The sequence below is a fragment of the Bradyrhizobium valentinum genome, assembly GCF_001440405.1.
Lineage (GTDB): Bacteria > Pseudomonadota > Alphaproteobacteria > Rhizobiales > Xanthobacteraceae > Bradyrhizobium > Bradyrhizobium valentinum.
The window spans coordinates 6,623-31,390 of sequence record NZ_LLXX01000153.1 but is presented as its reverse complement, the minus strand read 5'-3'; the positions used below and the strand labels follow the sequence as shown (position 1 = coordinate 31,390).

The window sequence follows — 24,768 nt, the reverse complement described above, 5'->3', positions numbered from 1 at the left end:
ACCGCCAATAATCCGTTGAGCTCGTGATACGGTGTTGCCGTTACGATCTGGTTGCGGCCTACCTGGCACGTGTCGCGTAGCTTACTCGTCGCCACCAGGGGACGGCGTACCAGCGTTGCGGCCGAACCAACCCCTCGGGCCAAGGTGCCGCCAGCGGCATGTGCCCGCCTCCTCCCGAAAAAGCTAAAAAGAACTCTCACGGCGCGCCTATCAAAGGTGATCCGGACATCGGAACGAACGAAGGGCACCCAAGCTGAACGGATTGCTTACACTTTCCGCCCGCAGTTCATAGGTCACGTCGGGCCGATCAGGTCGACCGATCGTGATCGTGAAACGGTCGGGAACGCCACGCGAGGAGGGCCGCGAGGCGTCGACGAGACGGAACAGAGCCCAAGGGCCTGAGCGCTCAATCTTCTCCTCAGTTCCATCCACGGAGACAAGTGTGACGGAGGCCGTGCTTGCATCGGTTCGACTCGGCCATTCAAGGTCGTAGGCACGGGGCGCCTCGTGACGATAGACGATCTCCTTGCCATCCATGACAAAAGTCGCGCGCAGCAGTTTGGAGGCGAGATAGACCGGCTTGATGCTGAACTTCACGGCCGGTGCAGAGCCCGAGCCGCTGAAAAAGGACCTGCGAATCTCTCGCGCGCGCTGAAATTGAGTCAGGGCATCGGCATGGATCGGCGCCGCCGCACCGTCGATGGTCGCCAGCTCAACGCCGGTTCTGCCCTCGATGACGAATGGCGACAGGTATTTCTGAAAAAAATCATCGAGGATTCCGCCGGGGCGAAAGAGATCGCTGAAGTCCTTTAAAGTTACGTCCTCGGTCGCGGCCGCAAACAATGGATAACGCTGGTAGACGCCAGCTTGGCAGATCGGCGCCACTCCCCGCGTCCACACAGCATTGACATGACCGTGTGCCTGTCGAAGCAAGACGCTCCATGTCGAGAGCGCGATGTCGTTCATGATGGCACGGACCAACTCGGGTCGTAGCGCCGAGTCAGCGCGCAAGGTGCCGAAGGCATCGTTGCTCGGATCCTTGACGCGCCGCTGAAAGAGCTGAAATGCGGCCTGGTCGGGATCGGGCGCGGTCGCGATATTGGCCATCGTTGCATACAGGCCGCCGAAAAGATCGCGGATGCGATCCATGCTGGCCCCCTGTCCCGAGGCTCCGCCTATGCTCAATTGGACCAGAGGCTCGAAGGCTTCGGTGATCCGTGTTCCCGGCCAGGGGGCGTCGCCGAATGCCGCCGAGAACACGGCGGCCGTTGTCTCCCCCGCCTTGGCCGCGGTCTGCTCTCCGGGCGGCGACAGGTTCGTATTGTCGCGTACGAGGGAAATGATCTGCTGCAGTGCGCTTTGCGGGCCGGCCAGCCCGCGCAGGATCGCCAAGGCGCGCTGCATATCGTCGAACTTGACGACGCCGACGCTGCTCAGCGCGTTTGTCCAAATGCGAATGTAATCGTCAACATAGCGATCGATGACCTTGCTCACGACCTGTTGTGTATCCGCCGCGAAGGAGCTGCCGGCAAGGACCCAGTCGTTGCTTTGCTCGTCTTGGATGATGAGTGGAAGGCGCGGCAGCAGGAAATCGAACAAACCATCCCGTGTGAAGATGCCCGGGATGATCGCAGTACCACCCGAAGAAGCTAGCTCCTGCTGGCCAATTGTTGGGAAAACAGCCTGGGACTTTATCTCCAGCTGGCCGGCTCCCAGCAGACCCAGGTCGATTGGCCGGAGCCGCGTGTTCTGAGCGCCTTCGCGCAAAAGCCGGGCGTAGACCTGCTCGACGAGCGGACGTTCCATCAGCCGCGAGCCCACGGCAAAGACGAATTTCTGGTCATTCGTGATGGGCTTCGGCAGCAACTCGATGAGGCGCGAAAAATGCTCCTGCAGTTCACCCGCTGATGTCGTCTCGAGCGCAAACGCACGCGCCACTTCCCTGCGCATAGCCTGCTCGACGTTGCCGCGATCGAAATGCCTCGGATCGCTCAGCATCAAATAGGTGCGGAACATTTCCTTGGCTTGGTCCAGCCGAGTATCATCGCCAGTACGCAATCGCGCCTCGATGTGATCGGCAAGCCTTCCGGCAAAAACCGGCAGCAGGCGGTCGACCAGAATCTGATCATAAGCTTGTTGCGCGGCTGGCGCGAGCACCGGGGTCGCCGAAATCCCGAGGCCACCGAGCCACGCAACCCAAGTGTTCTCGCCAGCTGCCAGGCGCAGCCGGCGCGCGGCATTGAGGGTCGGCAGGAGCTTTATCAGGTTCAGCGGCTCGCGCGCTTCCTTGAGGCGCACTTGCGTCGTCTGTGCGGCCATTCTGGTTTCAGCGATGCGTGTTTCGCTGCGGGCGAAAGCGTCGTACCACTGAGTCAATGCGGCTAGCGCCAGTATGACCGCCGCGAGATAGCCACTGCAGTGCACCATCGCGAGCTTGCGTTCGAGTTTGAGATTGCGGCCGACCAGCCCCTGCTCAGCGAAGATCACATCGGTCAGCAACTTCTTGATGAAGAATGTCTTTCCCGGCCCGACTGACGGCGTGGGTGGGTTTGCGTGCAGACCGAAATTCCTTCTGATCGCACCGCTCATCCTCTCGATCGGCACTCCTTCCTGGGCAGCGCTAGTCAAGTAGACGCCGCGCAGCATCGGTTGCACTTCGAATCGGCTCGGCCGGAAGACCTCGCTAACGAAGGCACTGACCGCGGTCCGGATGCTCAACAATTCTTTCGGGAACATATACATCATCGCACGACGGTTAGGATTGCGTTCGTCATGCATGCGAAACGCCAAGTTGCCCTCGAGCCGCTCGGCAAGTTGCTGGATCTCGAGTGTTACGGCGTCGTCGATGTGATCGCCTGGTCCTTCGAGAGGAAAGGTCTTGCCCCAGACCTGGGCACGACCTTCATGGTCGAGATCGTCGAAATACTCGGTGAAGCCAGGTACCAGATCGCATTTGGTTACCAGAACATAGACCGGAATGCGCATGCCAAACGTCTTGACCAGCTCCTGTATCCGCGAACGAATCGACTGGACGAGCCTGCGCCGGTTATCATCGCTCGATAAGAGATCGCACAGGCTGATCGCAACCAAGATCCCGTTGATCGGTCGCCGGCGCCTATGCATCGTAAGAAGATTGAGAAAGCCGTGCCAGGCCGCGCGATCGACCTCGGCATCCGTATCCTGTGTCGTGTAACGGCTTGCCGTGTCGATAAAGACTGCCTCTTCAGTAAACCACCAGTCGCAGTTTCGCGTGCCGCCGACGCCCGCCACCGGATCGACGCCGAGCCGTTCAGCCAGCGGAAACTCGAGGCCCGAGTTGCGCAGGATCGTTGTCTTGCCGGCGCCCGATGGCCCAATGATGATGTACCAGGGCAATTCGAACAGATAGCTCGGCCCGGGCTTGCCGGCGAACACCGTATCGCGCAGGACCTTCAGCGCGTCCTCGAAACGTCTACGGATGAGATCGACCTCCTCCTGGCCACGATTTCTGGCGGTCGTGACGAGGCCCTCGCTCTCCATCAGCGACTTGATAACACGCCGGTTAGCGCGGCGCGCCAGCCAGTAACGGACAAGGATGATGACGACGACCGCCAGGAAGAGATAGCCGATTGTGGCGGCGCGAACAGTCACCGAATCGAACGGATGCTGACCGAAGAGGTCAAGGTTGGGGCCGCCGAACCAGATCAACGCGTCGACCAGCAACAAAGTGATCAGCGTGATGATGCCTCGAACCGAAAAGAGTGCCGCCAATTGAGCGCCAAACACCTGCGCCTCCCTTTAGCGTGGTCCAGACTGGCCGATCACGACGAGCAGCTGCTCGACGGGCGCGAGTTCGTCCGATAGGCGCAAATGGAAGACACCGTAGCCGATCAGCATAGTGACGGCCGCGGCGGTGAAGATGATCCATAATGGCACGTAGCGACGCACCCGCGTACGCACTTTGGCGCCGCGCCATCGGATCGATAGTTCGGCCGGTGGTTCGCTCGCATAATCCCGCAACGAACGCTGAACGTCGGAACGCAAGTCTTCAAGCCGCTCGCGGCCCCCTTCCACCACGCGATATTTGCCCTCGAACCCCATCAACAAGCAGATGTTGATAAGCTTCAGCAACGCGAGGTATTTGGCCGGCTTTGCCTGCACGTGTTCGAGCATCTGGAAGACCTTCTCGCCACTCCACGTCTCGTTATGGAACTGGTTGAGCAAGCTGTTGTCACTCCAGGCGCTTTCACTGCCCCAACGTGTGGTCATCACCGCCTCGTCCAGCAACGCGCATATCACGTAACGGGCGGCTCTTATATCGCCGCCGCCCGCTTGATCTTTGGCGGCACGCTCCTCGAAGCGGCGGATTTGTTCGACCATCCCGCGACGCAGCGCGCCGATATCGGCATTGTTGACGACGCGAAGCTGCGCGACGACCAAAAGGAGCGGTGTCGCGGCCGCGACCAAGGCGTCCTCTACTGCCTTTGGCTCGAAGAGATTTTGCACAACGATCTCGGTATGGTTGGCTGCCCGTACCTCGTCGGATTCAGATACAGGCGACGGCGCGTGAGGACCCGTCGGGGCGGCGACCTTCGGTGGAACGCAAGCGGAAGGTTGCCCGCTTTGAGTGTTACGGGTCGGACCGACTGGCCTGCGTCCAATGACTGTCGGTTCATCCATGTGTTTCGGGCCCATCACGCACGTTTCCCTCGGATAGCCCAGAACTCGAGATGGAGATCGGAGTAGTCACCGCTGACGTGGAAAGCAAAGGCCGCCGAGCGCGGCAGGATACGCCACAGCTCCACCGACTGGTCCAGCTCGAAATAGACGGCATTCTGGATGTAGGGCAACTCGCGAGGCGCCACAGCGAGCGCGTGAATCGGAACACCCGGAAGCTGAAGATTGACGAGATCGCGAATCTGCTCGACCGAGCCTACTTTCATCTGCGCCGGAAGCTGGTTGCGCAACGTCTCAGTCGGTACGCTTGCCACAGCGACGAGAACGAACCGAGAGCCCTGGAACAAGGTGCGGTCGGTGATCAGGCCGATCAGGATGCCGTAGCCCCGGTCCTGCAACGGGAGCGATATTGCGGCGCTCTCGATCACGACAGACAGCAGCCGACGCAGAATATCAGCCAGCGGCGTGAAGCAGCTCTCGAGATCCTCATGCCGATAGAGAGGTATTTCTTGCGGTTTGCGGCGATCGCCAACGAAACTCGACAGCTGCCCGGTAAGGCTCAGCAACGCGCGAAAGAAGGCTTCAGGATGATGCCCACGTGTTGCGGCGAAGTGGTCGAACACGGCTTCTGCACCATTCACGATCGACAAAGTAACAAGATCAATCAAGCCGGCTCCGTCTGCCCTCGTGCGCGAGGGATCCGCGCGCGCAGCGAGTGCCTCTGCGCGTGTCCGCAGCAGCGATCTGACCTCGTTCAACAGCGCAATCAGCGGCTTGGCTGCGTGAATGTCGATGGCGGGCGGAACGTAGGTGTCGGATAAAGTAATCGCGCGAGCCGGATCGATATCACGGAAGCGGCCAATAGGCAGCGTGATCAGATCACCCTGCTCCTCGCCGTCGAACATGAGATGTGTTGTTAGCGACGCAACCCTGATATCGACCGGAGCCTTTTCAGGCGCGCTCGCATTCCGGAACTGCAAGACCTCCGGATCGTGGCGGCGCGATAGTGCATCCCCGGAACAGACGTCGCTGCCGGCCTGTCGGCGCGTGCCTACTGCGATCTTGACCAGCAGGTTTTTCGCAGCCGGCGGAGGGATTCGTGCGATCGGAAGGCGGACATGCTCCGGCATGCGAAGGGCCGTGCCGTCGGGCATAATGGCTTCAAGTTCGGCAAGGGCGACTTGGCCAAGCGCCAGAAGATTGCGATCAAAGGCAATTTTTCGAACACCCCAGCCGTCGCCGACCAGACCAGCAACGCGGTTCTCGACCAGTTGCTCGATCCAGCGGTCGTATTGCTGAAAGTGCTGCGGCCGCACCAACATGCCTTCGGACCAGATCGGTTTGCTTGTCGCAGACATTATTTCAGGCGCCCCTTCGCTGACTTTCCAAAAGATGCATTTGCCCGGCGGCCGTTGCGATCACGACGGACTGGTCAGAAGATTTTCCACCAGTTTCGGCTCGTCTCCTCCTCAATGCTGACAGCCTGCGCAGTCAGCTTTACCGAGATCCTGTTGTCGCGATCGGGCTTGATTTCGGCAGTTGAGCGCCATTGCGCATCATTGCCCGAGCGGAAGCCGGCGATCACGCCGACATTTCGAGTCTCGATCGGCGTGTTGCGCTCGAAATCGCGTTTTTCGCCAGGCGTCAGCTCGATCTCGTGCTTAGCCACCAGATCCGGCCCGAGGCGTTTCACGTCATCGTCGAACAGCTCGAAGAACTGCGCTTGCGTGAAACTGGCCGTCGACTTCAGCTCATAGATACGGACGACAACCGGCGACGGCTTGCCGTGCGCGTTTGGATTGACGAGCTCATCGGCCTCGATCACGAATTTGATCGGCGTCGTCTTAGCGCTCTTGTCAGTCGAACAACTGTTGGCTGCAGCGGCCACCAGCAACGCACCGCCAACAATGAACAACCGCCTGTTCGGAGGCGCCATTACGCCGTTTTCCCTTCATTCTGGCCACGTGCTGAGAGTTGCGACTCGTAGCTTCGGGTAAACTCTTTTGCGATATAGGAGCGAGCCGTTCGATCAATGTCACCGACCATCGATGCGTGCAGTTCCACAAATCTGTCCCACAACTTGGCCTTATTGATGCGAGCACCGAAAAGCCCGCTATTTGCACCGCCGCTCTCGATACGCTGGGGGCTCATGTGCGTTAGCACATTGCTGACCGCGCCTCTCATTGCCGCGATCGCGGCGACCTCATGGGCCTTGATGTCGTCGAAGCCTGCGCGCACCGATCGCGAGAGCAACAGGAATCCGCGATCCTTTGCAAGCGCCTCGCGCAGGGCATGACTGCTATTGGTAAACTGTACTGCGTTGTCGTTTCCAGCGCGTGTCTGCGTCGGCCCGATCTGGCACTCATTCTTGAGCATGGCCCACGCCGCCAGTATCGAATGTAGGCCGTTCGTCATCTCGGCGATCGCACGGCCGAGTTCCGCAAAGAACTCTCGACGCTGTGCTGGTGGCACAAGTTTCGGATTGAACCCAAGCGCATTCCAGAACGCCTGCAGTTCGTCTGCGTCGGATGGAGGGTCCGCGGGCAACGGCGGAGCACCGCTCGTTGTTGCGGTTCTCACCTGGGGAGCGCCGACCGCGCGCTGCGCAGCAGTTTCCTTCAGGCTCAGCAGCAGCCGATCGAGCTCCCGCTCATCGGGCGGCGGCGACCTTGAACCAGAATCCCGCAATTTCCCGAGGTGATTCGTCGGACGAGAGGCGATCGGCTTAGGCGCGATCCGGAGCGCTTCGTTCGGCTCATTGAGGCGCGCTTCTGTTCGCTGCGATGACACCGATGGCATGCGGCGCGAGGCCGGTCCCGGCAACAGATCGCCAAGATGGAGATCCTCAGGGATGATTGGCGCAGGGTGGCCATTCGACAGTACACTTCTGCCATTGGAGGGTGCAGAGGGCAGCAGCGGTCGGGATGGCTCGACAAATGGCGCGTCGACCGACGACAACGGAATTGATCGGATATTTCCCGATTGCGCGTGCGAGGACGGCCTCTCGGTCGTGGCAGCGCTCGACGGTCGCCGGGGAAGATCTGCCAGTGTCGGATCCACAGCCTCGATGTCGTTGCTGAGCGCCTTGTCTCCAGGCAAGGATGGCGGATGAGGTGCCTGCGGCTCCCACTGTGCAGCTGAATAGAAGATCTGGCGCGGGCCGGTCACCATTGAGGGATCGGGAGGAAGGTGCGCATCGCTTCCCAACGGTCCGGCAGTCGGAACAGCTGCAGTTGCGAACTCTTGGTTGAGTGTAGGAGACGGCAACGTCGGCGTTGTACGGCCGAGGCGCACCGCTTTCGACCCCGTCAAGCCGAGGCGTTGACGTTCCTCGACAGGATCGGCCTCGATCATCACCGAGATGATGTAATTCGCCAAGTATAGCGTATCGCCATCAGCTAGCGGCGCGGTATTGCCGCGTCCCAGCGGTGCGTCCACCGTGTTAATGTAGACACCATTGGTGCTTGTATCGGTGATCGTGAAACCGATGCCATTGAATGCGATCAACGCGTGGTGTCCTGACAGCGTGTTGGTTGGATCTGGAAGCCGCCAGTTGCAACCGCGCCCGCGACCGATGGAGCCCCCTTCCGGTCCAAACGCCTGCCTTGCGTTGCGGCCCAAGGGCTCGGCGTTCTCTCCCAGGATTCCGAGTGTGAAATGCATCCCGCACCTTCAGGCTTGCTCGCCGGCACAAGCGGTCATCCGAGCGTCCCATTGGAATTGCCGTGGCAGCAGCATTGCTTCCTACTGAGCAGCATTGTTGTTGGGCCGATCGATTGTCTCATGCGCCGGTTGCGCAGGGTGAAAAGGAAGGTCTCTTCGTGCGCTCAGCTGCATCGGAGGCCGCGCGGGCTTTCTCTCTCAGAAACAAGGCATGCGAACTCAAGCAAAGGAGCGCATCGGTCGTTTTACGCATCTACGTGCACTCCGCCAGTTAATGTTGCCAGATTTCGGTAGCAACGATCGTGCCAATGGCATCTCCAATCTAAGCCACTGATTGGACATAATAATCTGTGGTCCGGCGAATGACGCAGGTGTTCTCAAACTGACAGAGGCTCGTGCAGCCGTCAGACACCGGACAAGGTGAACCCTCAGACGACTTTTTTGGCTACAACCGGGCCCAGTGTCGTCTAGCTATCCTTGACCAAACCGGACAGCGGCAGCTTGTCGAGCGAATATGGCGTCGACTTGGGGCCGCAGAGATGCACACGGGTCGTCGCTTGCGGTAGGCAGTGGGGCGCAACCTTGCAATTCGCGCCCGGTCCGTCCGCCCACGACGATCGGTCAATAGTTCAGGATGCCTTGCAGGGATATCACGACCTGCTGCCAGCTAAGTTCGTAACGCGGCCTCCTGAAAACCCGTCGGGTTGACTGTGCCGGTCAACCACTTATCCCATACTGATGCTGAAGCTGGGTGGGATAACCGTGCCGCTTGAGCCAGGAGGAATACACGATGAGCCCCTCGGGAAGGACCTTGTCGAGTTGGTTTAGGAGTTGGCTCGTTTGTCTATCCATGATTGATATAATAACACATTTTCAAACCGAGTTTGAGATCATTGCCATTTATCGAGTAGACCACGCTCCAGCGCCGCGATCAGGCGAGCGAGCCGGGGCTTCGCCGCGAGGTTAGCTACCGTTTCGATGGCACCCACAAATATCTTGTCTGTTTTGTCTACTTCCATGGCAATCGGGCGCGGTCAGCTCGCTGATCCGGAATCGTTCGAGAATGAATGCCGCTCGCTCAATTTTCGTGACTTCGTTTGACGTTGATTAGGAGAATTCATTATCGCGGTCGCACTTTGGGATCCCCCTCCATTCTGTTGTAAGAATTCACGGAGGTTGTTTGAGGGGCCGCTCCGGCATATCGATCATGCTTTCGGCACCTGTACGGAAGGTGTCGGAGCTCTGCAGAAATTGAATTTCCTTTGGGAGATCCTGTTCGATAGTTCTCTTCGCGCGTTGGCGTAGAAACTCCGCGTGCGGCGTTGCATCGAAGAACCGATAGAAGTCAGCGGTATCATTTATCACCTTGGCGTTGCCGTGTGGCGTCGGCCCCCATTCGACGCATGGAAGCAATCTACTCGAATAGATTTCCAACGCATCCTTGTATTAGCCGACCCGGCAGTGCTTGCGTCTTGAAAACGAGCGAGCAGAAGTCCGGTATCCCCGGCAAGTTATTGCGGACGCGATGCCGCACCGAATTCTGCCAGGAGCTCGCATATTGGAGATCGATATCGACGGCATCAACATAGGAGACCTTCTTTGCCGCGGGCAGATTGAGTTTGTCGCTCCAACAGCCATCCATAGAGAAAGCAGATGCGGTGCGCGTGTAGAGCCCGGTCGGCTTCTGCTTCACGAGCTCCGCAATCTCGTCCTCTTTCACGGCGAGGAAAAGCCGCTTTAGGATGACAAGGTCTAGGCCTGGCGGACTGCACGACGCCGCGATATAGGCGACGGCGCCGAACGCACAATAGTTGCGCGGACGGCTGGAAGAACCGCCCGAGGAAGTGTTGAGCGAGGCCTTGGCTGTCTCGCCGGGCGTCATGACCAAGCAACCAAGCCATCACACGGTCGCGGCAACCAGCTTGGCAGACAATCGTATGCGATGAAGGGAGGCAAAAGCAGCGCGCTTTCACGCCATGCCCGGCCAACCACTCGAGCCTCAGCGGCGGCTTCCGGACTTATATTACATGTCGCCAATCGGACACGAAAGCAGGAGTGAGGTGTCTTCGCTCGGGCGTTCGCAGCGGAGGGGTGTTCACAGCCAATCGCGATTCTTGACGAAAAGGTCGTCGAACAAAAGATTATAGAAGTAGATCACTCTACGCGCCGAGTAAAACGGATCATTGTAGCACAACGTGTTTTCTATCAGACCAGTCAACACTATTATATGCCCATCCCATAGTATTTCGTTCCCGGGGCATGACGGCAGACGCAGCGCAGCCCAGATTGGCCCTCGTGTGGTCAACGTCTCGGCAATAAAATCACGCGTAAATCCGTCATCTGGCTCTTCGAGCCTCTCTAATCCTTCGGTGCGCGCCAACCAGTTAAACTGGTAATTGTTGATGCCTACGTCGGCCCGCCAAACGGAAGGCAGACCCAACCGAGGCCCCGGGCGAAAGTAGTACGACAGCATACAAGCGCAAGCATACCAACAATTGTTATTCCCATGCGATCGTATATCTCCGGCATAGTTTCGTCGCATGTTCAATTGGCCGTCATAGCCATGTTGTTGGCTGACAAGCGGAACATCCAGCTCTACATTCAGCACCCTACAGCTCCCCCAAATTTACCAGCGAGCTGGGCAAATAGCGTGCCGAACGGCTTCAGCACCAACCGCCGGTAGCCATCCTACTCACACACTTGGCGCGAACGAGATGGCTCTCATGGGTCCGGCGGGCGCGCACCGGCTCCTGGCTGGGATCGATGCGATCTCCGCGACCTCGCGCCAGTCCGCGCCCTCTGCATCTGCATCCAAGAGGCGCATGCAGGTGACGGCGAGCTCGCGGTCGTAAGGAGTCAGGGTCGGCTCGGTGCGGTGGCATAGCAGTCTCCCGGTCATGGAAGCCATTGGAGCGCGCAGCCGGCACGCTATGGCAACGTCTAACCGGGTTGACCGCGACTCCGGCCCGTGATCCATGACGCGCCATGATGGTCCAGTGTCCCGGCATCGCGGATGATCTTCACCATACGAGAATAACTCGAAAACGATCACAACAGAACAAGGCTTCCGGTTCCCTTGGGCGGGTCGATCCATGTCGTCCAGCCTAATTCTCCTTCGCCCAGAGTCCATTCCGGCGTCTGCCCGAGCGCTAGTTCTAGCTGGAGATCCCATGCCAAGGGCTCGCGCAGAATAAAGTTAATGAGACGGCAAAGGATGGTATGGCTCTCGCAACCGGGTAGCAGCGACCGAAACTGCAGCTGGTTGAGCGGGCCGAGGCAAAGCCGGAATTTGCCTACGATGTCTGGCATGGTTTCACCAGCAAGGGTATCAACGCCGAGCTCAAGACCAGGCCGGCCAAGGCGCCACTGCGCCTCTTGTGGAATGTCGATCTCGCGCCAGATGAATTCCTCGACCCGGGCCGAAATATTTAGATGGCTGGAAAGCACACCGGTCACGAGCTCGGCCGACCGGCTGCACAAGGCAAGGACGCCGGCATGCGGCAGCAGCCGCGCCCGCCATTCCCGTTGGTTGGCTGTGTCATCCCCGGGCACGAGTCCAAAGAGCGTACCAATCAGCACCGAGATCGCGTCGGTTGCTCCCTCCTCGAACCGCAAATGGTGGCGGTAGTACCGCCAGATCCGCAGCAGCAGGCTGATCAGACGGTGATTGAAGAAATCAAAGAAATCGCCGAGCGAACCCATGCCGTCCGCGTGCATGACCCGTTCGGTGTAGAAGGGCGGCAGCGGGGAGGAAGGACCGTGCAGCCCGAGGAAGTTGACGTCTACCTCCACGCGCTCGCTGGCGGCCTTGACCTGTCTGATTTCCGCGATCTCTTCGGCAGGAAAGCCAAGCGTCGGCGCCGCACGGAAGCGCACCGCCTCCCGCGCGGGATCGTCGGTGGATCCGATCGGGGGAGCGTCGCTGAAGCGCCGCTCGAGATGCACAACGAGCGAGAAGAACCCGAACGCCGAAAGCTCATCGCGTTCGTCGGGCGCCGTCAGAGCGGCGTGATCAATCCGCTTCTCGCTGGCCATAGGTAGTGTGCGTTGCTTTCCGTGCCGCGAACCGAAAACCGGTGCAGCATGTTGATGCCGGCGAAGGTCGCGAAGAAGGCGTCAAGCACCGAACCGAACAGGAACAATTCGCCCTCACCACCGATCTTGCTGTCGACCACAGCCAGTTCGATATTTCGCATTCGGATCGCCGCGCCACGCACCACGTGATCGGTGTCGGTGGTCACGAACTGGTCGAGGCCTTCGAGCAGCAACTCCAGGCGGCGACGCGCCTGAACGTCGTAGACCGCACGGAACTCGTAGCTGGCAAGAACGGTCCGCAGCGTATCTACGTTGACCATGGCCCCGTAATTGCGCGCCAGATTGGCCGTCAGCCGCCGCAACAAGCCGTCACTGACCGGTGGCGGCACTTCTGCAACGACCGCCGTGATGTTGGAGAAGGTGACCGCGCGAGGCGTATCAGAGGTCGGCAGATCCACTGCACCGACCGGCAACCGGTCGGCGATGGGTCCGTTGGAGCAAGTCAATTGCAGGGATGCGACGTCGATCGGCGGATGCTGGCCGATGTCGAGCCGGTCAACGAAACCCACATAGTGATCGACGCCCCGACCGACCACCGCCGGCCGGATGCGCTCGCGAAAGTAAGCGCGGTTGCGCTCGGCGCCTGGCAGGTCGTGGCGCAACAGGTCGAATGGCTCGAACTCGATGCGTTCGGGGCGGCCTTGCACATAGCCGGTCACACGATCAACGGAACGGATGGAGAAGTTCGGCCCTCCAGAGGCAAGCACGCGGTATTCGGTCTTCGCCCGCGTCAAGCGAATCGGCGAGGCCTCGTGGCTGAAGACGTTGATTGCTGGCGTGCAGTTCAAGCAAATCTGGCCCTTGCCCACACGCAACTGCGCGGGGAACGGGCGCCGAAACTCGAGGCTGAGCCTGCAATCGGTCTCCGTGTGGGCCGCGAGCGGCTCGAGACCAGACAGTTCGACATAGAGAAATTTCGACGGGTAACTCAGATACTCCTGAATGATCCGGAATCCTGAGAAGGCGTTGCGCGGCCAGGGCAAGACCGCCTCGTCATCGCTGAAGCCGATTGGTGCGATCTGTGCCGAGCCGATTGCGGCGACCTGTCGATCCGCCATGGTGACGGTTGCCTGCGTGACGTGACGGCACAGCCACGTCAACAGATAGCGCCCCACTTGCGGCTCTCGCTCCGTCGAGAAGAAGAGGCGGAGCCGACCATTCTTAAGACATGACAGGTTTTGCTGGCCGGTCGCTTTGATACCCAAAATAAGTCGAGCCGAATTTGTCCGGTTCTCGAGCTGAACGTCGTTAATCTCCAGCGGCAGCACGTCAATTGGGTAGCAGGTGACGAACGTGCAGTTCGTTCCCTCAATTGGACGCGAGCGAACGCTCGTGCCGGCCGGTACGTTCGGGCTCGCGGCGCTCGCCGATGGCTTCGCGGCAAAGGCCAGAGTCGTAACGGGCGGCAGAGGTTGAAGATATTGCGGCCATACCATCCGCAACAGGCCGTGGACGAATTCGGGAAACTCGTTGTCGAGCTTCTGGCGCAGCCGCGCGACAAGGAAGGCGAAGCCTTCCAATAGCCGCTCTACGTCGGGATCAGTGGCGTCACGCCCGAGAAATGGCGCAAGCTTCGGATTGGCTAAAGCGAAGTCAGTGCCGAGCTCGCGCAAATAGGACAGCTCATCCTCGTAATAGGGATTAAGGGCCACCGCTTCAGCCCCTCACCTGGATGTGCTTCTCGAAGATCGCATCGAAGGCAACCGGCTCCACCTGGTCGTTATAATTGAGCGTCGCGTTGACGTGGAAACTCAGCTGCAGCGGGTTGTCGGGATCGGCATGAAAGCGGATCAAAACATTCTTCAAGCGCGGCTCAAATGTCTCGATCTGCTGCTTGAGCGAACGTGCGAGCGCGCGCACCGCGTCGGCTCCCTGCCCGATCGCATCGTTGAGGTCGGGCATGCCGAAGTCCGGCCGTGTTTCGCAGCAGCCCTGGCGCGAGTTCAGAACCCGACGTAAGTTTTCCAGGACGTTTGCCCGGAAACGGTCGAACGAGGGCTGATTGTTCGCCTCACCGTCCTCCAAGCGCTCCATAAGGCTGCGGTCGAACATCGCCTACCACCTCTACTGCTTGTCGAGCTTACCCTTGAGGGTCAAAGCAAAATCCGCGCCCATGTACTTCAAGTGTGGAACGACGCCGATGCCGACGCGATACCAGCCCGGTTCACCTTCGACGTCCTCGACGATGATCTCCGCCTTTCGCAAAGGCCGCCGCGAGCGCACCTCTGCCGACGGATTCTCCTGGTCGGCGACATACTGGCGGATCCAGTTGTTCAGCTCGCCTTGCAGCTCTTGCCTGCTCTTCCACGAGCCGATGTTCTCGCGCTGCAGCACCTTGATGTAGTGCGCGAACCGATTGATGATGAACATGTAAGGCAGCTGGCTGCCGAGCTTGTAGTTGAGCTCGGCCGTCTTGCCTTCCTGGGTGTTACCGAAACATTTCCTCTTCTGCACAGAATTTGCCGAGAAGAAAGCGGCATTGTCAGAGCCCTTGCGCATGGTCAGCGCGATGAAGCCCTGCTCGGCAAGTTCGAACTCGCGCCGGTCCGAGATCAGAACCTCCGTCGGCACCTTCGTCTGCAATTGCCCCATCGCCTCATAGGCATGCAAATTGAGGTCCTCAACCGCCCCGCCCGACTGGGGGCCGATGATGTTCGGGCACCAGCGATATTTGGCGAAGCTTTCGGTTAAGCGCGTCGCGAAGGCAAAAGCAGCGTTCCCCCAGAGGTAATTGTCGGTTTCGCCGTCTGAGGCCTCCTCGTAATTAAAGGCCTTCACCGGAACCGTCTCTGGACCATAGGGCAAGCGCAATAGGAAGCGCGGTAGCGTCAGGCCGAAATAGCGAGCGTCCTCGCTTTCGCGGAATGATGTCCACTTGGCGTATTTTGGTCCCTCGAACACCGATTGCAGGTCCTTCAGACCCACGATCTCCTCATGATGTTCGACGCCGAACATTTCCGGTGCAGCAGAGGCAATGACTGGTGCATGCGACATGGCGGCCACCGCGCTCATGTACCGCATCAGCTTAACGTCCTGGGTGCCACTGCTGAACTCGTAGGCCGATATCATGGCCGCGACAGGCTGGCCGCCGAACTGGCCGTACTCTGCGGTGTAGACGTGCTTGTACAGGCCGGACTTGACGATCTCCGGGCTGTCCTCGAAGTCGGTGAGCAGTTCATCCTTGCTGACGCTGAGGATTTCTACCTTGATGTTCTGACGGAAATCGGTGCGATCGACCATGAACTTAAGCCCGCGCCAGGCCGACTCGAGCCCCTGGAACTCGTCCGTGTGCAGCACGGCGTCGAGCTGAGCCGAGATCTTGCGATCGATCTCCGCGATCATCCGGTCGACGAGCGCGTTGTTGACCTGCTCGTCGGCCCGGCTCGGTTTGATGAGCTCGGCGACGAAAGCTGCTACGCCCCGGCGGGCAAGGTCGTACCCCTCGTCGCGCGGGGTAATTCTGGTTTCGACGAGGACCTGATCCAGCAGCGAAAGATCAGTGGTCTTGGTGGCGACTTCGGCCGGCTGCTGCGCGCTTGTGTCGGTCATAGCGCCGTTTCTCCTCAAAACAGCTCGTTGATCCGCTCACTCGCTCTTGCTGGTGAGCTCGCTCAAGAGCCGCGGCCGTACGCCGTGGTCTTCGAGCAGATTCTGGATGGCTTTGCGGAAACTCGGCACGTTGCCGAGGGGACTCTTCAGGGCGATTAAGGCCGCGCGCAATTCGGTCAACGCATGCAGTTCGGGGATTTGCTGTGCGACACGCTCGGGTTCGAAGTCCTTCAGGCTCTCAAACTTCAGCGACACCGACAGCTTGCCGGCCTCGGGCTGGTCGTCGAGCCTATTCTCAGCGGAGATATGGAGAGTCAGTTCCTGGCTTTTGACAACCTCGTTGAAATTGTCCTTGTCGATATTGACGAGCTCTCGCTCCTCAATCGGGCTGTCATCGGCCCGTCCGGTGAAGTCGCCTAAAACCAACAATTTGAGCGGCAGCTCGACATCCTCCTTGAGGTTGCCGGTTGCCGGCTTGAAACGGATATTGATGCGCTCCTTCGGCGCGACCGAGCTTTCCTGTGCCATATCAGCTCCCTTTAAGACTTTGTCCCTGACAAGATCAGCTAGCGACCAAGTTGGCTCGCGCGTGCGATGTCGATGCCCGCGACCCGCGTTCGGATTTGCTCGAGCGCGGCGCGACGGCGAGGCTCGTCAATCATTTGCTGCGAGTCGGAATGGGTCATCGCGCGAAAGCGCAATTCGGCGACCGCGAGCGCAAGCGTGGGCTCCCAGCTTTCGAGGTTGCGCTCGGCGATCACTTCTTCCATGTGCTCCAGCAGCGGGATGGCGGTCGTGACGAATCCGGCTTCGATACAGAAACGTGCTTGCGCAAGCTGGCCCACGAACCGCGCTCGTTCTCCGGTCGCGCGGTCTAGCGCACGCGACAGCTTCTCGAGTGCGGCCTGCCGGTGCCCGCTGCCGATGAGCCTGTGTGCCTCGGCAACCGCTTCATCGATAGGATCACGGCCGGTCGACACGTCCGCTGCGCCCACCGCGGCCCAGGCACGCGTTTCCTCGTCCGCAAACGGCCGGCCGTCGTCGAATTGAAACGACAAGGTCCGCGGATAGCGTGTGGCCAGCAGAGCTACTGCCGCGCGCACCGCCGCGGCCGCCGGCTCAAAGAGCGGCCCCATTTGCTCCAGCGCCTTGGCGGCATGCCGGTGAGCATCGAGCCAGAACGGCGCTGTCCAGACGATCTCTTCGGCTAAATTCACGACATCGGCGTGCTGACCGGCCGCGAGCTTTGCTTCTAACGCAAAGATGTGATCGTCGGGCGGCGATATCATCGTGCGGCCCCCCGTATCAGGCGGCAGCGCATCAAAACGCAGCCATGAGCCAATGCGATTGAGCAGATAGGCCTTCGGGTCTGAAGGCGAGGCGACGCGCCGGACAGCCGCAGCCTGCCGCAACATATCAGGCAAGCGGTCGATAGAGCAGGTCCCGTCGCCATCACCGCCAGCCGGTAGCGATGCCTCCGCTGCTGCCGGTTGAGCCTCCTCAACCGGCGGAGTGGATACGGCCGGTGCGGCAGCGGCCTCTTCGGCAGCTTGGGCGGCCTCGGTCGCACGTTCAGCCGCCGCGGAGATCGCTCGCTTGGCCTGTTCGTAATGCGGTTGCAGGGCCCTCAATAACTCGCCCAAAGCGGCTTGCTCATTGACCAGCTTTTCGCGCAATTGGTGATCGAGATCATCGAGCACCTCATAGGCGGCGAGCACTGCCGCATAGTCGGCGTCGGTCGGCGCATTCTCGGCCACCTCCGGTCCAACGCGACGAACGAGCCAATCGATCGCTCCGACGCGCGCCCGTTCCCGCCTGATCGGCGGAAAGAGGCCCTCCCAATGGGCGTCCACCATGCCGCGCAAAACGCCTAAACCGACGGCAAGACCCTGGTATCCTCCAGTCCGAAACAAACCATAGGTCGCCCAGCAGGCGACCAAAATGTCCTTTGACTGGTTCGACAGGATATGGAGCGACAGTGTACTGACTTTGCTCCAATCAACTGCAGCTGGTCCGTCGGCATCCATGCGCCGCACCTCGGCTTCGAGCCGTTCGAATTCGGCCGCATCACGGACATTAATGCCGGTGGGCACGGGGCCCGGCACAGGGGCAGCGCCGTGGCGCGCACGCGCATCGATGTTGTCTCGAACCACCACCCAAGAGTCGATCACGGTGACAAAACCATACGCGGACGCGCATTGCGACGGATCGCGACATTGGGACAGTCAACGTCGTAACCGCCGCATACAATAAGCTGAGAGTGGACATTCTTGTAAGCCACCACTGCCCCTCCTTGCACAGGCGCTGCTGGATGCCATTCCTCTTTCAAGCCTTATGCCAATTGCAATGGCTTGATTTGTAAAGCGATTCTCTCAATCGAAGACGTCATGGCCCCGACAGCTTGTTGCAAACCCGACATCAGAGGCGTTGGTGGTGGCTCATGGGTCGGCTCAGTCATTGGCCTCCTGGAGCCTGGGCGCAGGCAAACGCGCCACGCGCGCTCGCGCCTGCGAAACTTGGAAAGACAATGAGACGAGGATTTTTCAACACGGTACGTCGATGTTTCGTCGTTGGAACATCCCAGTTCCTACGCGACAGCGGCGACTCGCCGCAGGCCCCGATGCAGCCCCATCGTGACGATAGGGAGCGCCTCAATGAGGTCCTCAATGACATCAAGAGGGCTGCGATTGCGGGCGAGCCTGCCGCGGGTCGACTCAAGCCGCAATCCGTTGCGAGTATTGCGGGCTCTATTCGCCGCTTCTCTTGCTGGCTCTCCGAGAAAAAAACAGGGCATTGTTGTTCGGCCTCACGACGCGTCGCTGGACGAAGATGCGAAGCTTTACAAACTAAAGTGTGGTGACAGAAAAATCTTCAATGGGCTGACTCATCTCCGGAACTTCATGTTGGGGACCAGAGCGCTGGAAGTCTTGCGCCCGCAGCTCGCTCCCTATTCCGAAGACGCGGCTCTCATCCAAAAGGCAGCCGAGGCGGCCAGAGCGGGCATTGCGAGCGGAACTCCATGGCAGGGATTCGAAAAGCCGTACAGTGTCAGCAGGGCCGCTACCATGCTTCGCAAGTTCAGTGAGTAGCTCCAGACGCAGCACATGAGCGCGATAGCAGGCCGCCTCGACGACCATTCGCTGCAGGAAGATGGCAAGGAATTCAGGCGCGTCAGAAATAGCCACTCGCTGCGCATCGAATTGAAGCTGCTTTGGACGTACAACTCGCTGCAGGCGTCTCCCGCGGCAGCCATCAACGACAACGACTTAAATCTGCTGGAGCTGCTATCGCGGGAGACGGAAATAGACGGATCACGGTCGCCCCCCGGGGAAAGGCACCTCGCAGCACACCTCGTTGCAGGCGTCTCCCGCGGCGGCGGCCATCAGCGGCAACTATTTTGAGCTGCTGGCGCTGCTGGAGCGGGAGATGGAAGTCGACGGGCCATTGTCGGCAGCGGGGGAAGACGGTCCGCAGTTCAACTCATTCCAGGAGTCGCTCGAACAACTGCTCGTTGTGCCGGAGACGCTGGAATTAAATTACCACTGTCGCCTCTACCGGACCCCGATGGCAGTTTGAATTTTGGCCTTACTTTACGAAATGCGAAACGATGCTCACGACAGCCGGGCTTCGTGCGAGTTGGTTCAGCCGCAACAGTCATCCTATCCGGCAGCCGCGATACCGGCTTGGGCGCCGACGGATGATTTCGGACACATTGTGCCCTTGGGCTGGAATCATGGGTTCCAACCGGCCCCCAACGTCCTGATCGGCGCACTGAACCGAACAGGCGTCCTCCCGGGGCCGTTCCAGGCGACAAATCTGTTTATTCGTGGTCAGCCCTACACGGCGCAGCTGGGGGCAGGGATACGGGAAGCGACCCCCAACAATCCGCTCGGCGCAAACATTAATCTGATCCCCGGAATTAAGGACGGCTAAAGTCCGCACTTCAAGCTGTGGGAACTGAGCAGGCAAGGTTCTGAATGTGCCGTCGCCAGTCGTCATCCCGCGTTGATCAAACCGCGATAATTTGCAGTCCCGCATCACGGATTGAACTTCAGCATCTTGACAAAATGCTCCGCGTCCAGCCCCGCCCAAGGCATCGTCGAGCAGGATCACTCCGAGCGAACCGTTTGTGGGATCGGGAGACGAAGCCTTCGAGGACACGGCGGCGGCCATGGCACGCCGAGATCTCGGGCCGAGCGATCGGCGTTCAAAAGCCGCGCGAGCTGCGGCATGGGCACGTCGGGAAATGACGTGACATCGGTTGCACAAGCCTCATGGTCGCGTTCTCGCGCCGCAAGGCTTTCATCCTCACGCGTCTTCGCGGTCTCGAGCCTCTGCTTGTGCTCGCGCCAGAAGTCCCGTGCATCGTTCAGGAAGCCGAGGACGCGCAAGCGCACCCCGTGCGCAACGTCATGCTCGGGCAGCGCCCTGGCATCCCGTTCGAGGACCGCGGCGGCCAGCACCTGCCGCGCGTCGGAAAGATCCCTCGCCGCGTCGGCCACTATCCTCCCGGCGTTGCGGGTCGCTTCGCGACGTTGCGACGACTTCTGTTCCAGCTTCGTCCGCTCGGCCTCCAGTTCCAATATCTGTTGCGCTTTCGCGCAATCTCGCTGGCCGCAGAGATCTTTTAGCGTCTTGCGCATGTCGGTTGCTGCAATTCGTCCTTGGCGGCCTCGACGGGCCTGCTCGCGTCCGCGCCGGCGGCCGAGCAGATGCCTCGGCGCCCTCACCTTGAAGGACGCATAGCGGGTCGCGCGCATCAGATCCGATGGGACGGCGTGGGACTCCCCTTCAATCTCAATTTCGGTCCGGGACACGCTTCACCTTGCCGAGCTACGCATTCACGAAGGCGCGGGCGGTGGCATTCTCGGCTTCGATCACCGCGGCCAGGGAATGCTCCGGTGCGAGCGGGTTGTCGTCCAATACTTTCGGCTTGACGATCTGGATTCCCGTGCTCTGGGAGGAGTTCCGCCTCATGCGGACGGCTTCGAGGTAGCGGCAGCCCTCCATGAGGATCATCGCCTCGCACGTGTTGCCTCGTAGCCGGCCAAGGTTCTGGTGTCGGCATGAGACGCTCCAGCCAGCTCCATCAGCCCAAGCGTGTCACCGCGTCGCAAAATGCGGACGACCCCTGAGTCGATCCCGAAGTGCCTGCCGATCGGCGACGAGGTTGTCGAGGTGAAGCGGCTCGTCGTCAGGCCGCTGTCGTTCCGCCAATCGCCCAACCAGCGTCCGTGTGGCGTCCAGGACAAAGACGCCGCAATCATAATTGTTCCCCTGTCGGGCCATGCGGGCTGGTTCAAGGCGAGTGCCCAGCCTTCCTGCGAGTTGGCTTGCCGCGGTGCTGTTAGATCTCCGGATGGAGTTGTAGTGATAGGCAACCCTCCCTTCCGGCTCGCGGCGATCAACGAGCAGCAGCGACCAATGCGTACCGCCGCCACCGACACCGCCATCGTTCACTGGCACGAACAGGAAGTTGGCGGTATCGTTACCATCCTCGTCGTTGACGATCCCCCGCAAGGTTTCCTGCCGGGTGTCCTCGTCCTTGGTCAAGCGCAGCAGATGAGCTTGCGCGGGCCGCAGGAACCGCGTCCGGGCGGCCAGATCCGAATTGTCCCTCTGCAACTCCCGCTCAAGCAGTGTGTAATCCGCCGTGATATGCTCGTCACCCAACAATTCCGTGGGACCGAGCACCAGCGGAGGCTGCAGCGGGATGCCCGATCCTGAGGCCTGTCCATCCGATTGATCCAGATGGCCGGACAACTTTTCGCAACGACTCCCTCGGAGGGCTTTGCCAACCCCTGACTTAAAACACGACCACAGCCCACAGCCTTTGGCATTCTTCGTCGACATCGCAGACGTCGCAGCCCTGGTTGATGACGATGTTTCTCCCATATATCCCGGGAAGCTTTCGATGCCCGCCCCTAACGGCTCGTGAGATTCGAGTCCATATCCAGGGATGAGCAGAACGCCAAGTCCTCCCAGATTGTTTGGGGTCGCCTCCCTTGTTCCTTGCCCCAACTTCGTCGTGTAAGGCCGACCATGGATGTAAAAATGTGCTCGCGACCGGAGCGGTGTCGTCGGCAGGAGGCCTTTTCTGTTCAGTGAACCGATCAGGGCATCGGGCGCTGATTGGCAACTATGGTCCCATCCCAAGCCGACGATATGTGTGAAGTCCTTCGCACGTGGGAAGTCCTCCGCCGGCACGATGGCCTGTATGTCAACCGGGGCGTGTGACAACTGGGCTGGCAGATCCAAGTGGCTCCAAGCGGCGCTAGACCCAGGAGGTGCCGGTCGCTCAAGATGGCCGAAGGTCGATGATGGCTCGGCCCTTGCAGACCGCGATGGCAACATTGGCTGCGTCCTCCCAAGGTCCCATCCCGGATTGGTTGGAATTGAAGGCGGCATAGTCTCCGCGGTAATCAACCTCGAACATCCGGCGCTGGAGCACCGAATCGGAGACCACGCCATGCGGAGCACTATCAGCGTCACTTACCGCGATCAAGTAACGGGCATCGTGGTCCGGCAGGTCCCTTGAATTCATCTCCACAAGAGGGACCAGGACTTCGCGTCCGTCCCGCGCAACCTTCCCCATGCTCATGATCAGCGAGCTGAACGGAGTTAGACACGTACGTGACACGATCGACTAGAGAGTTCCCGTACAATGCGACCGAGTCCGGATCGCGAGCCGCTCGGGCGTACTCCGAAACGCCAAACCCTTATGCGAGGGTCGCAGAACGCGAGCGAACTGAACCCTTATCGCGCGTCACGCAGTCTCAAAACCGCGCAAAATACAAGATCAACGATGCACGGGAAGGCAACTCGATTGGCGCATGGGATACACGTGCGTCTCTCAATTTCCGCTACCAACCATCGAACATCTTGTGATCGTTTTGGCTTAACTACGATTCCTGCTCGTCTGGCGCGAGACGCAACAATTTTGCGGCACGGTCAACTACTAACCTTCGTAATTGATCTCGATGACAGAAACATGTCACCTTCCATTGATGAACGTCGGCCGATCAAACGCACCGGCAAGGAATCGGCATGCAAAACCAATCACAACAATCTGTTCCCGCCAGTGGCTCTGATCCACGCGCTGATTCCTTACTCACTGAAATGCTGCGCGCTCAGGTCTGCTCCAGAGCGAACTCTCATTCCTCATGGAAGCGCATGACGGCCTCTCCGCCGCGATCGCCGAGCGCGCAGGTTTCAAAGGTCTCTGGGCGTCGGGTCTGTCGATTGCCTGCTCCCTCGGATACCGCGATGCCAACGAAGCGTCCTGGAGCCAACTCGTCGACGTAGTTGAGCGCATCGTGGACTCGACTGAGCTTCCTGTGCTTGTTGATGGTGACGGAGGCTTCGGGAACTTCAACAATGCTCGTCTGCTGGCTCGCAAACTCCGTCAGGTCGCACTGGAGGACAGTTGCTTCCCCAAGATGAACTCGCTTGTTGGCGATCGGCATCCCCTCGCCGATATCGATGAATTCTCCGGTCGCTTGCGTGCCGTGAAGGATACAGTCGCGGACGACTTGGTCCTTGTGGCCCGGATCGAAGCGCTAATCGGCGGCCATGGAATGGACGAAGCAATTTTGCGCGCTCATCGCTCTTGCGCGAGTGAATGAGGATCGCATCGGCTCCCGCGTCGGCGTAGCATTGGAGTGGTTGGCCCAGATCACTGTGGAGATGCGCGCATTGCGCTACGCAGAGACCGGCATTCGATAGTATTTTGTTGGAACGATCGCGACTGGCAACCGGTTCCGCCAGGCGCGTGCGAACGAAAGAATCTCGTCTGCAGCAATGCGGCAGGTCTGCGGTCGTATCATCGCTGAGGAGACCACTGCGAGCATTGAACCCAATATTGCGACGCTCGACGAGGCCTTCCAACTGTTGAGATACGACGAACTTGCCCGCGCGGACGCGCGATATCTCCCTTCACCCTGACCGACGGCAATAGCGTCTCATCCGCGCTGCAACATACGCCGATGTCGCATAGTTTCCGGCACCTCCTGTGGCATCGATCTCGAATTACTCGGCAAAGCCGTCCGGCGTCTGACCGCAACTCTGTATACGTGGAACTGAATTCTTGGATCGGCCTGAGCCGGCTTGTCTGAGTCCTTAACGCCTGGGTGTGTGGACGCGATATCGAGCAACGCTGAAAGGGACCGAAATGAGTACCAATGCGCCCAAGAAAGCCGTCATTCTGGCCGCCGGCTTCGGCTCTCGTCTAAGACCGTTGACGGATTTGCGGCCGAAGCCCCTGGTCGAGGTCAACGGCACACCAATCCTCTACAATGCCCTGCGAAACCTGGAGGCGGTGGGCGTCAAAGAGGTAACGATTGTCGTAGGCTACCGCAAAGACGACATTCAATATGCCTGCGGCAGCCGCTTTGGCGAGCTCGAAATCAAGTATGTCGAGTCGTCGGTCTTCGACCGTACCGGCAGCGCCTATTCCCTGTGGCTGGCGCGCGACACGCTTCGTTCCGGAAACTGCTTTCTTCTCGAAGGCGACGTCTTCTTCGAAGAGAACGCGTTGCGTTACCTGATGGTCAGCCAAGCAACCGACGTGGCTGCAGTCGCTCTAGCTACTTTCCGGCGCAAAAATCGCGGCTCTGAAGGGCGGGGTCAACCACGCAGACAACGAGAAGCCCCGCGGGGGCCGCGGGGCGATGAGAGGCCAAGATTGGCGCTGGAAGTGGACTACCTTTGGAGTGACTGCTCCTCCATCACGCGACCGATGCTCATGAGGTTATCGGCGACAACGCCGAGCCCGACCCAGCGCTTCATTCCAGTGCTGCCTTAGCG

The 24,768-nt window shown here is 59.9% G+C and carries 18 protein-coding genes and 2 pseudogenes; 3 read left to right on the top strand and 17 right to left on the bottom strand.

Annotated elements, in window-relative coordinates:
* Window positions 1-210 precede the first annotated feature (210 nt).
* From tssM to CP49_RS45215, 14 genes are all read right to left on the bottom strand, one after another.
* Complete coding sequence (gene tssM, locus CP49_RS27100) at window positions 211-3,765, bottom strand: type VI secretion system membrane subunit TssM (protein ID WP_057853218.1); 3,555 nt, start codon at window positions 3,763-3,765, stop codon at window positions 211-213.
* A 12-nt stretch (window positions 3,766-3,777) separates the two neighbouring features.
* On the bottom strand, window positions 3,778-4,659 hold the full coding sequence (icmH, locus tag CP49_RS27095; RefSeq protein ID WP_276326585.1) for a type IVB secretion system protein IcmH/DotU: 882 nt from the start codon (window positions 4,657-4,659) through the stop codon (window positions 3,778-3,780).
* Window positions 4,660-4,673: 14 nt separating this feature from the next.
* Window positions 4,674-6,014, bottom strand: a complete 1,341-nt coding sequence (gene tssK, locus CP49_RS27090) for a type VI secretion system baseplate subunit TssK (protein ID WP_057853216.1) — start codon at window positions 6,012-6,014, stop codon at window positions 4,674-4,676.
* Window positions 6,015-6,088: 74 nt separating this feature from the next.
* Window positions 6,089-6,592 (bottom strand): type VI secretion system lipoprotein TssJ, encoded by a 504-nt coding sequence (gene tssJ / locus CP49_RS27085; protein ID WP_057853215.1) that lies wholly within the window; start codon window positions 6,590-6,592, stop codon window positions 6,089-6,091.
* Window positions 6,592-8,319, bottom strand: coding sequence for a type VI secretion system-associated FHA domain protein TagH (gene tagH / locus CP49_RS27080; RefSeq protein ID WP_057853214.1), 1,728 nt, complete (start codon window positions 8,317-8,319; stop codon window positions 6,592-6,594). Before tagH ends, tssJ begins: the two co-directional genes overlap by 1 nt.
* 1,414 nt (window positions 8,320-9,733) lie before the next feature.
* A complete protein-coding gene (locus tag CP49_RS46350; RefSeq protein WP_197423246.1) occupies window positions 9,734-10,201 on the bottom strand; it encodes a hypothetical protein in 468 nt (155 codons plus the stop codon).
* 213 nt (window positions 10,202-10,414) lie between these two features.
* Entirely contained in the window at window positions 10,415-10,861 is a 447-nt protein-coding gene (locus CP49_RS49415; RefSeq protein WP_420807655.1) for a papain-like cysteine protease family protein, read from the bottom strand.
* Window positions 10,862-11,367: 506 nt separating this feature from the next.
* Complete coding sequence (tssG, locus tag CP49_RS27055) at window positions 11,368-12,354, bottom strand: type VI secretion system baseplate subunit TssG (protein WP_082646282.1); 987 nt, start codon at window positions 12,352-12,354, stop codon at window positions 11,368-11,370.
* Window positions 12,318-14,066, bottom strand: a complete 1,749-nt coding sequence (tssF, locus tag CP49_RS27050) for a type VI secretion system baseplate subunit TssF (RefSeq protein WP_057853209.1) — start codon at window positions 14,064-14,066, stop codon at window positions 12,318-12,320. Before tssF ends, tssG begins: the two co-directional genes overlap by 37 nt.
* A gap of 4 nt (window positions 14,067-14,070) precedes the next feature.
* Complete coding sequence (tssE, locus tag CP49_RS27045) at window positions 14,071-14,466, bottom strand: type VI secretion system baseplate subunit TssE (protein ID WP_057853208.1); 396 nt, start codon at window positions 14,464-14,466, stop codon at window positions 14,071-14,073.
* 12 nt (window positions 14,467-14,478) lie between these two features.
* A complete protein-coding gene (gene tssC / locus CP49_RS27040) occupies window positions 14,479-15,963 on the bottom strand; it encodes a type VI secretion system contractile sheath large subunit (protein WP_057853207.1) in 1,485 nt (494 codons plus the stop codon).
* Between the two features lie 36 nt (window positions 15,964-15,999).
* Window positions 16,000-16,491 (bottom strand): type VI secretion system contractile sheath small subunit, encoded by a 492-nt coding sequence (gene tssB, locus CP49_RS27035; protein WP_057853206.1) that lies wholly within the window; start codon window positions 16,489-16,491, stop codon window positions 16,000-16,002.
* A gap of 38 nt (window positions 16,492-16,529) precedes the next feature.
* Entirely contained in the window at window positions 16,530-18,116 is a 1,587-nt protein-coding gene (gene tssA / locus CP49_RS27030; RefSeq protein WP_276326858.1) for a type VI secretion system protein TssA, read from the bottom strand.
* A 693-nt stretch (window positions 18,117-18,809) separates the two neighbouring features.
* Window positions 18,810-19,148 (bottom strand): hypothetical protein, encoded by a 339-nt coding sequence (locus CP49_RS45215; RefSeq protein ID WP_156438681.1) that lies wholly within the window; start codon window positions 19,146-19,148, stop codon window positions 18,810-18,812.
* Window positions 19,149-19,317: 169 nt separating this feature from the next.
* On the opposite strand from CP49_RS45215, the gene CP49_RS27020 reads away from it, so the two are divergent.
* Window positions 19,318-19,539, top strand: coding sequence for a hypothetical protein (locus CP49_RS27020; RefSeq protein WP_057853203.1), 222 nt, complete (start codon window positions 19,318-19,320; stop codon window positions 19,537-19,539).
* Between the two features lie 533 nt (window positions 19,540-20,072).
* On the opposite strand, the gene CP49_RS45210 is transcribed toward CP49_RS27020, so the two are convergent.
* The 3 genes from CP49_RS45210 to CP49_RS45205 all read right to left on the bottom strand — a co-directional run bounded on the left by CP49_RS45210 (window position 20,073) and on the right by CP49_RS45205 (window position 22,221).
* A complete protein-coding gene (locus CP49_RS45210) occupies window positions 20,073-20,606 on the bottom strand; it encodes a hypothetical protein (protein ID WP_156438680.1) in 534 nt (177 codons plus the stop codon).
* A gap of 190 nt (window positions 20,607-20,796) precedes the next feature.
* Window positions 20,797-20,982: a hypothetical protein gene (locus tag CP49_RS27005; RefSeq protein ID WP_057853200.1), complete on the bottom strand. Its 186-nt coding sequence runs from the start codon at window positions 20,980-20,982 to the stop codon at window positions 20,797-20,799.
* 84 nt (window positions 20,983-21,066) lie between these two features.
* Window positions 21,067-22,221 (bottom strand): Ulp1 family isopeptidase, encoded by a 1,155-nt coding sequence (locus tag CP49_RS45205; protein WP_156438679.1) that lies wholly within the window; start codon window positions 22,219-22,221, stop codon window positions 21,067-21,069.
* 861 nt (window positions 22,222-23,082) lie between these two features.
* Between CP49_RS45205 and CP49_RS49410 the strand changes: the two are divergent.
* Window positions 23,083-23,907: pseudogene (locus tag CP49_RS49410) on the top strand (isocitrate lyase/phosphoenolpyruvate mutase family protein).
* A 226-nt stretch (window positions 23,908-24,133) separates the two neighbouring features.
* Window positions 24,134-24,559 (top strand): annotated as a pseudogene (locus CP49_RS48730) (phosphocholine cytidylyltransferase family protein); the annotation flags it as partial.
* Window positions 24,560-24,768: the final 209 nt, after the last annotated feature.

What these genes read in the sequence shown, in the direction of transcription:
- icmH (WP_276326585.1), bottom strand. Translation starts at nt 4,659, where the DNA reads ATGGATGAACCGACAGTCATTGGACGCAGGCCAGTCGGTCCGACCCGT.
- tssK (WP_057853216.1), bottom strand. Translation starts at nt 6,014, where the DNA reads ATGTCTGCGACAAGCAAACCGATCTGGTCCGAAGGCATGTTGGTGCGG.
- tssB (WP_057853206.1), bottom strand. Translation starts at nt 16,491, where the DNA reads ATGGCACAGGAAAGCTCGGTCGCGCCGAAGGAGCGCATCAATATCCGT.
- tssE (WP_057853208.1), bottom strand. Translation starts at nt 14,466, where the DNA reads ATGTTCGACCGCAGCCTTATGGAGCGCTTGGAGGACGGTGAGGCGAAC.
- tagH (WP_057853214.1), bottom strand. Translation starts at nt 8,319, where the DNA reads ATGCATTTCACACTCGGAATCCTGGGAGAGAACGCCGAGCCCTTGGGC.
- CP49_RS27005 (WP_057853200.1), bottom strand. Translation starts at nt 20,982, where the DNA reads ATGATCCTCATGGAGGGCTGCCGCTACCTCGAAGCCGTCCGCATGAGG.
- tssJ (WP_057853215.1), bottom strand. Translation starts at nt 6,592, where the DNA reads ATGGCGCCTCCGAACAGGCGGTTGTTCATTGTTGGCGGTGCGTTGCTG.
- tssC (WP_057853207.1), bottom strand. Translation starts at nt 15,963, where the DNA reads ATGACCGACACAAGCGCGCAGCAGCCGGCCGAAGTCGCCACCAAGACC.
- CP49_RS46350 (WP_197423246.1), bottom strand. Translation starts at nt 10,201, where the DNA reads ATGACGCCCGGCGAGACAGCCAAGGCCTCGCTCAACACTTCCTCGGGC.
- tssG (WP_082646282.1), bottom strand. Translation starts at nt 12,354, where the DNA reads ATGGCCAGCGAGAAGCGGATTGATCACGCCGCTCTGACGGCGCCCGAC.
- CP49_RS45210 (WP_156438680.1), bottom strand. Translation starts at nt 20,606, where the DNA reads ATGCGCAAGACGCTAAAAGATCTCTGCGGCCAGCGAGATTGCGCGAAA.
- CP49_RS49415 (WP_420807655.1), bottom strand. Translation starts at nt 10,861, where the DNA reads ATGCGACGAAACTATGCCGGAGATATACGATCGCATGGGAATAACAAT.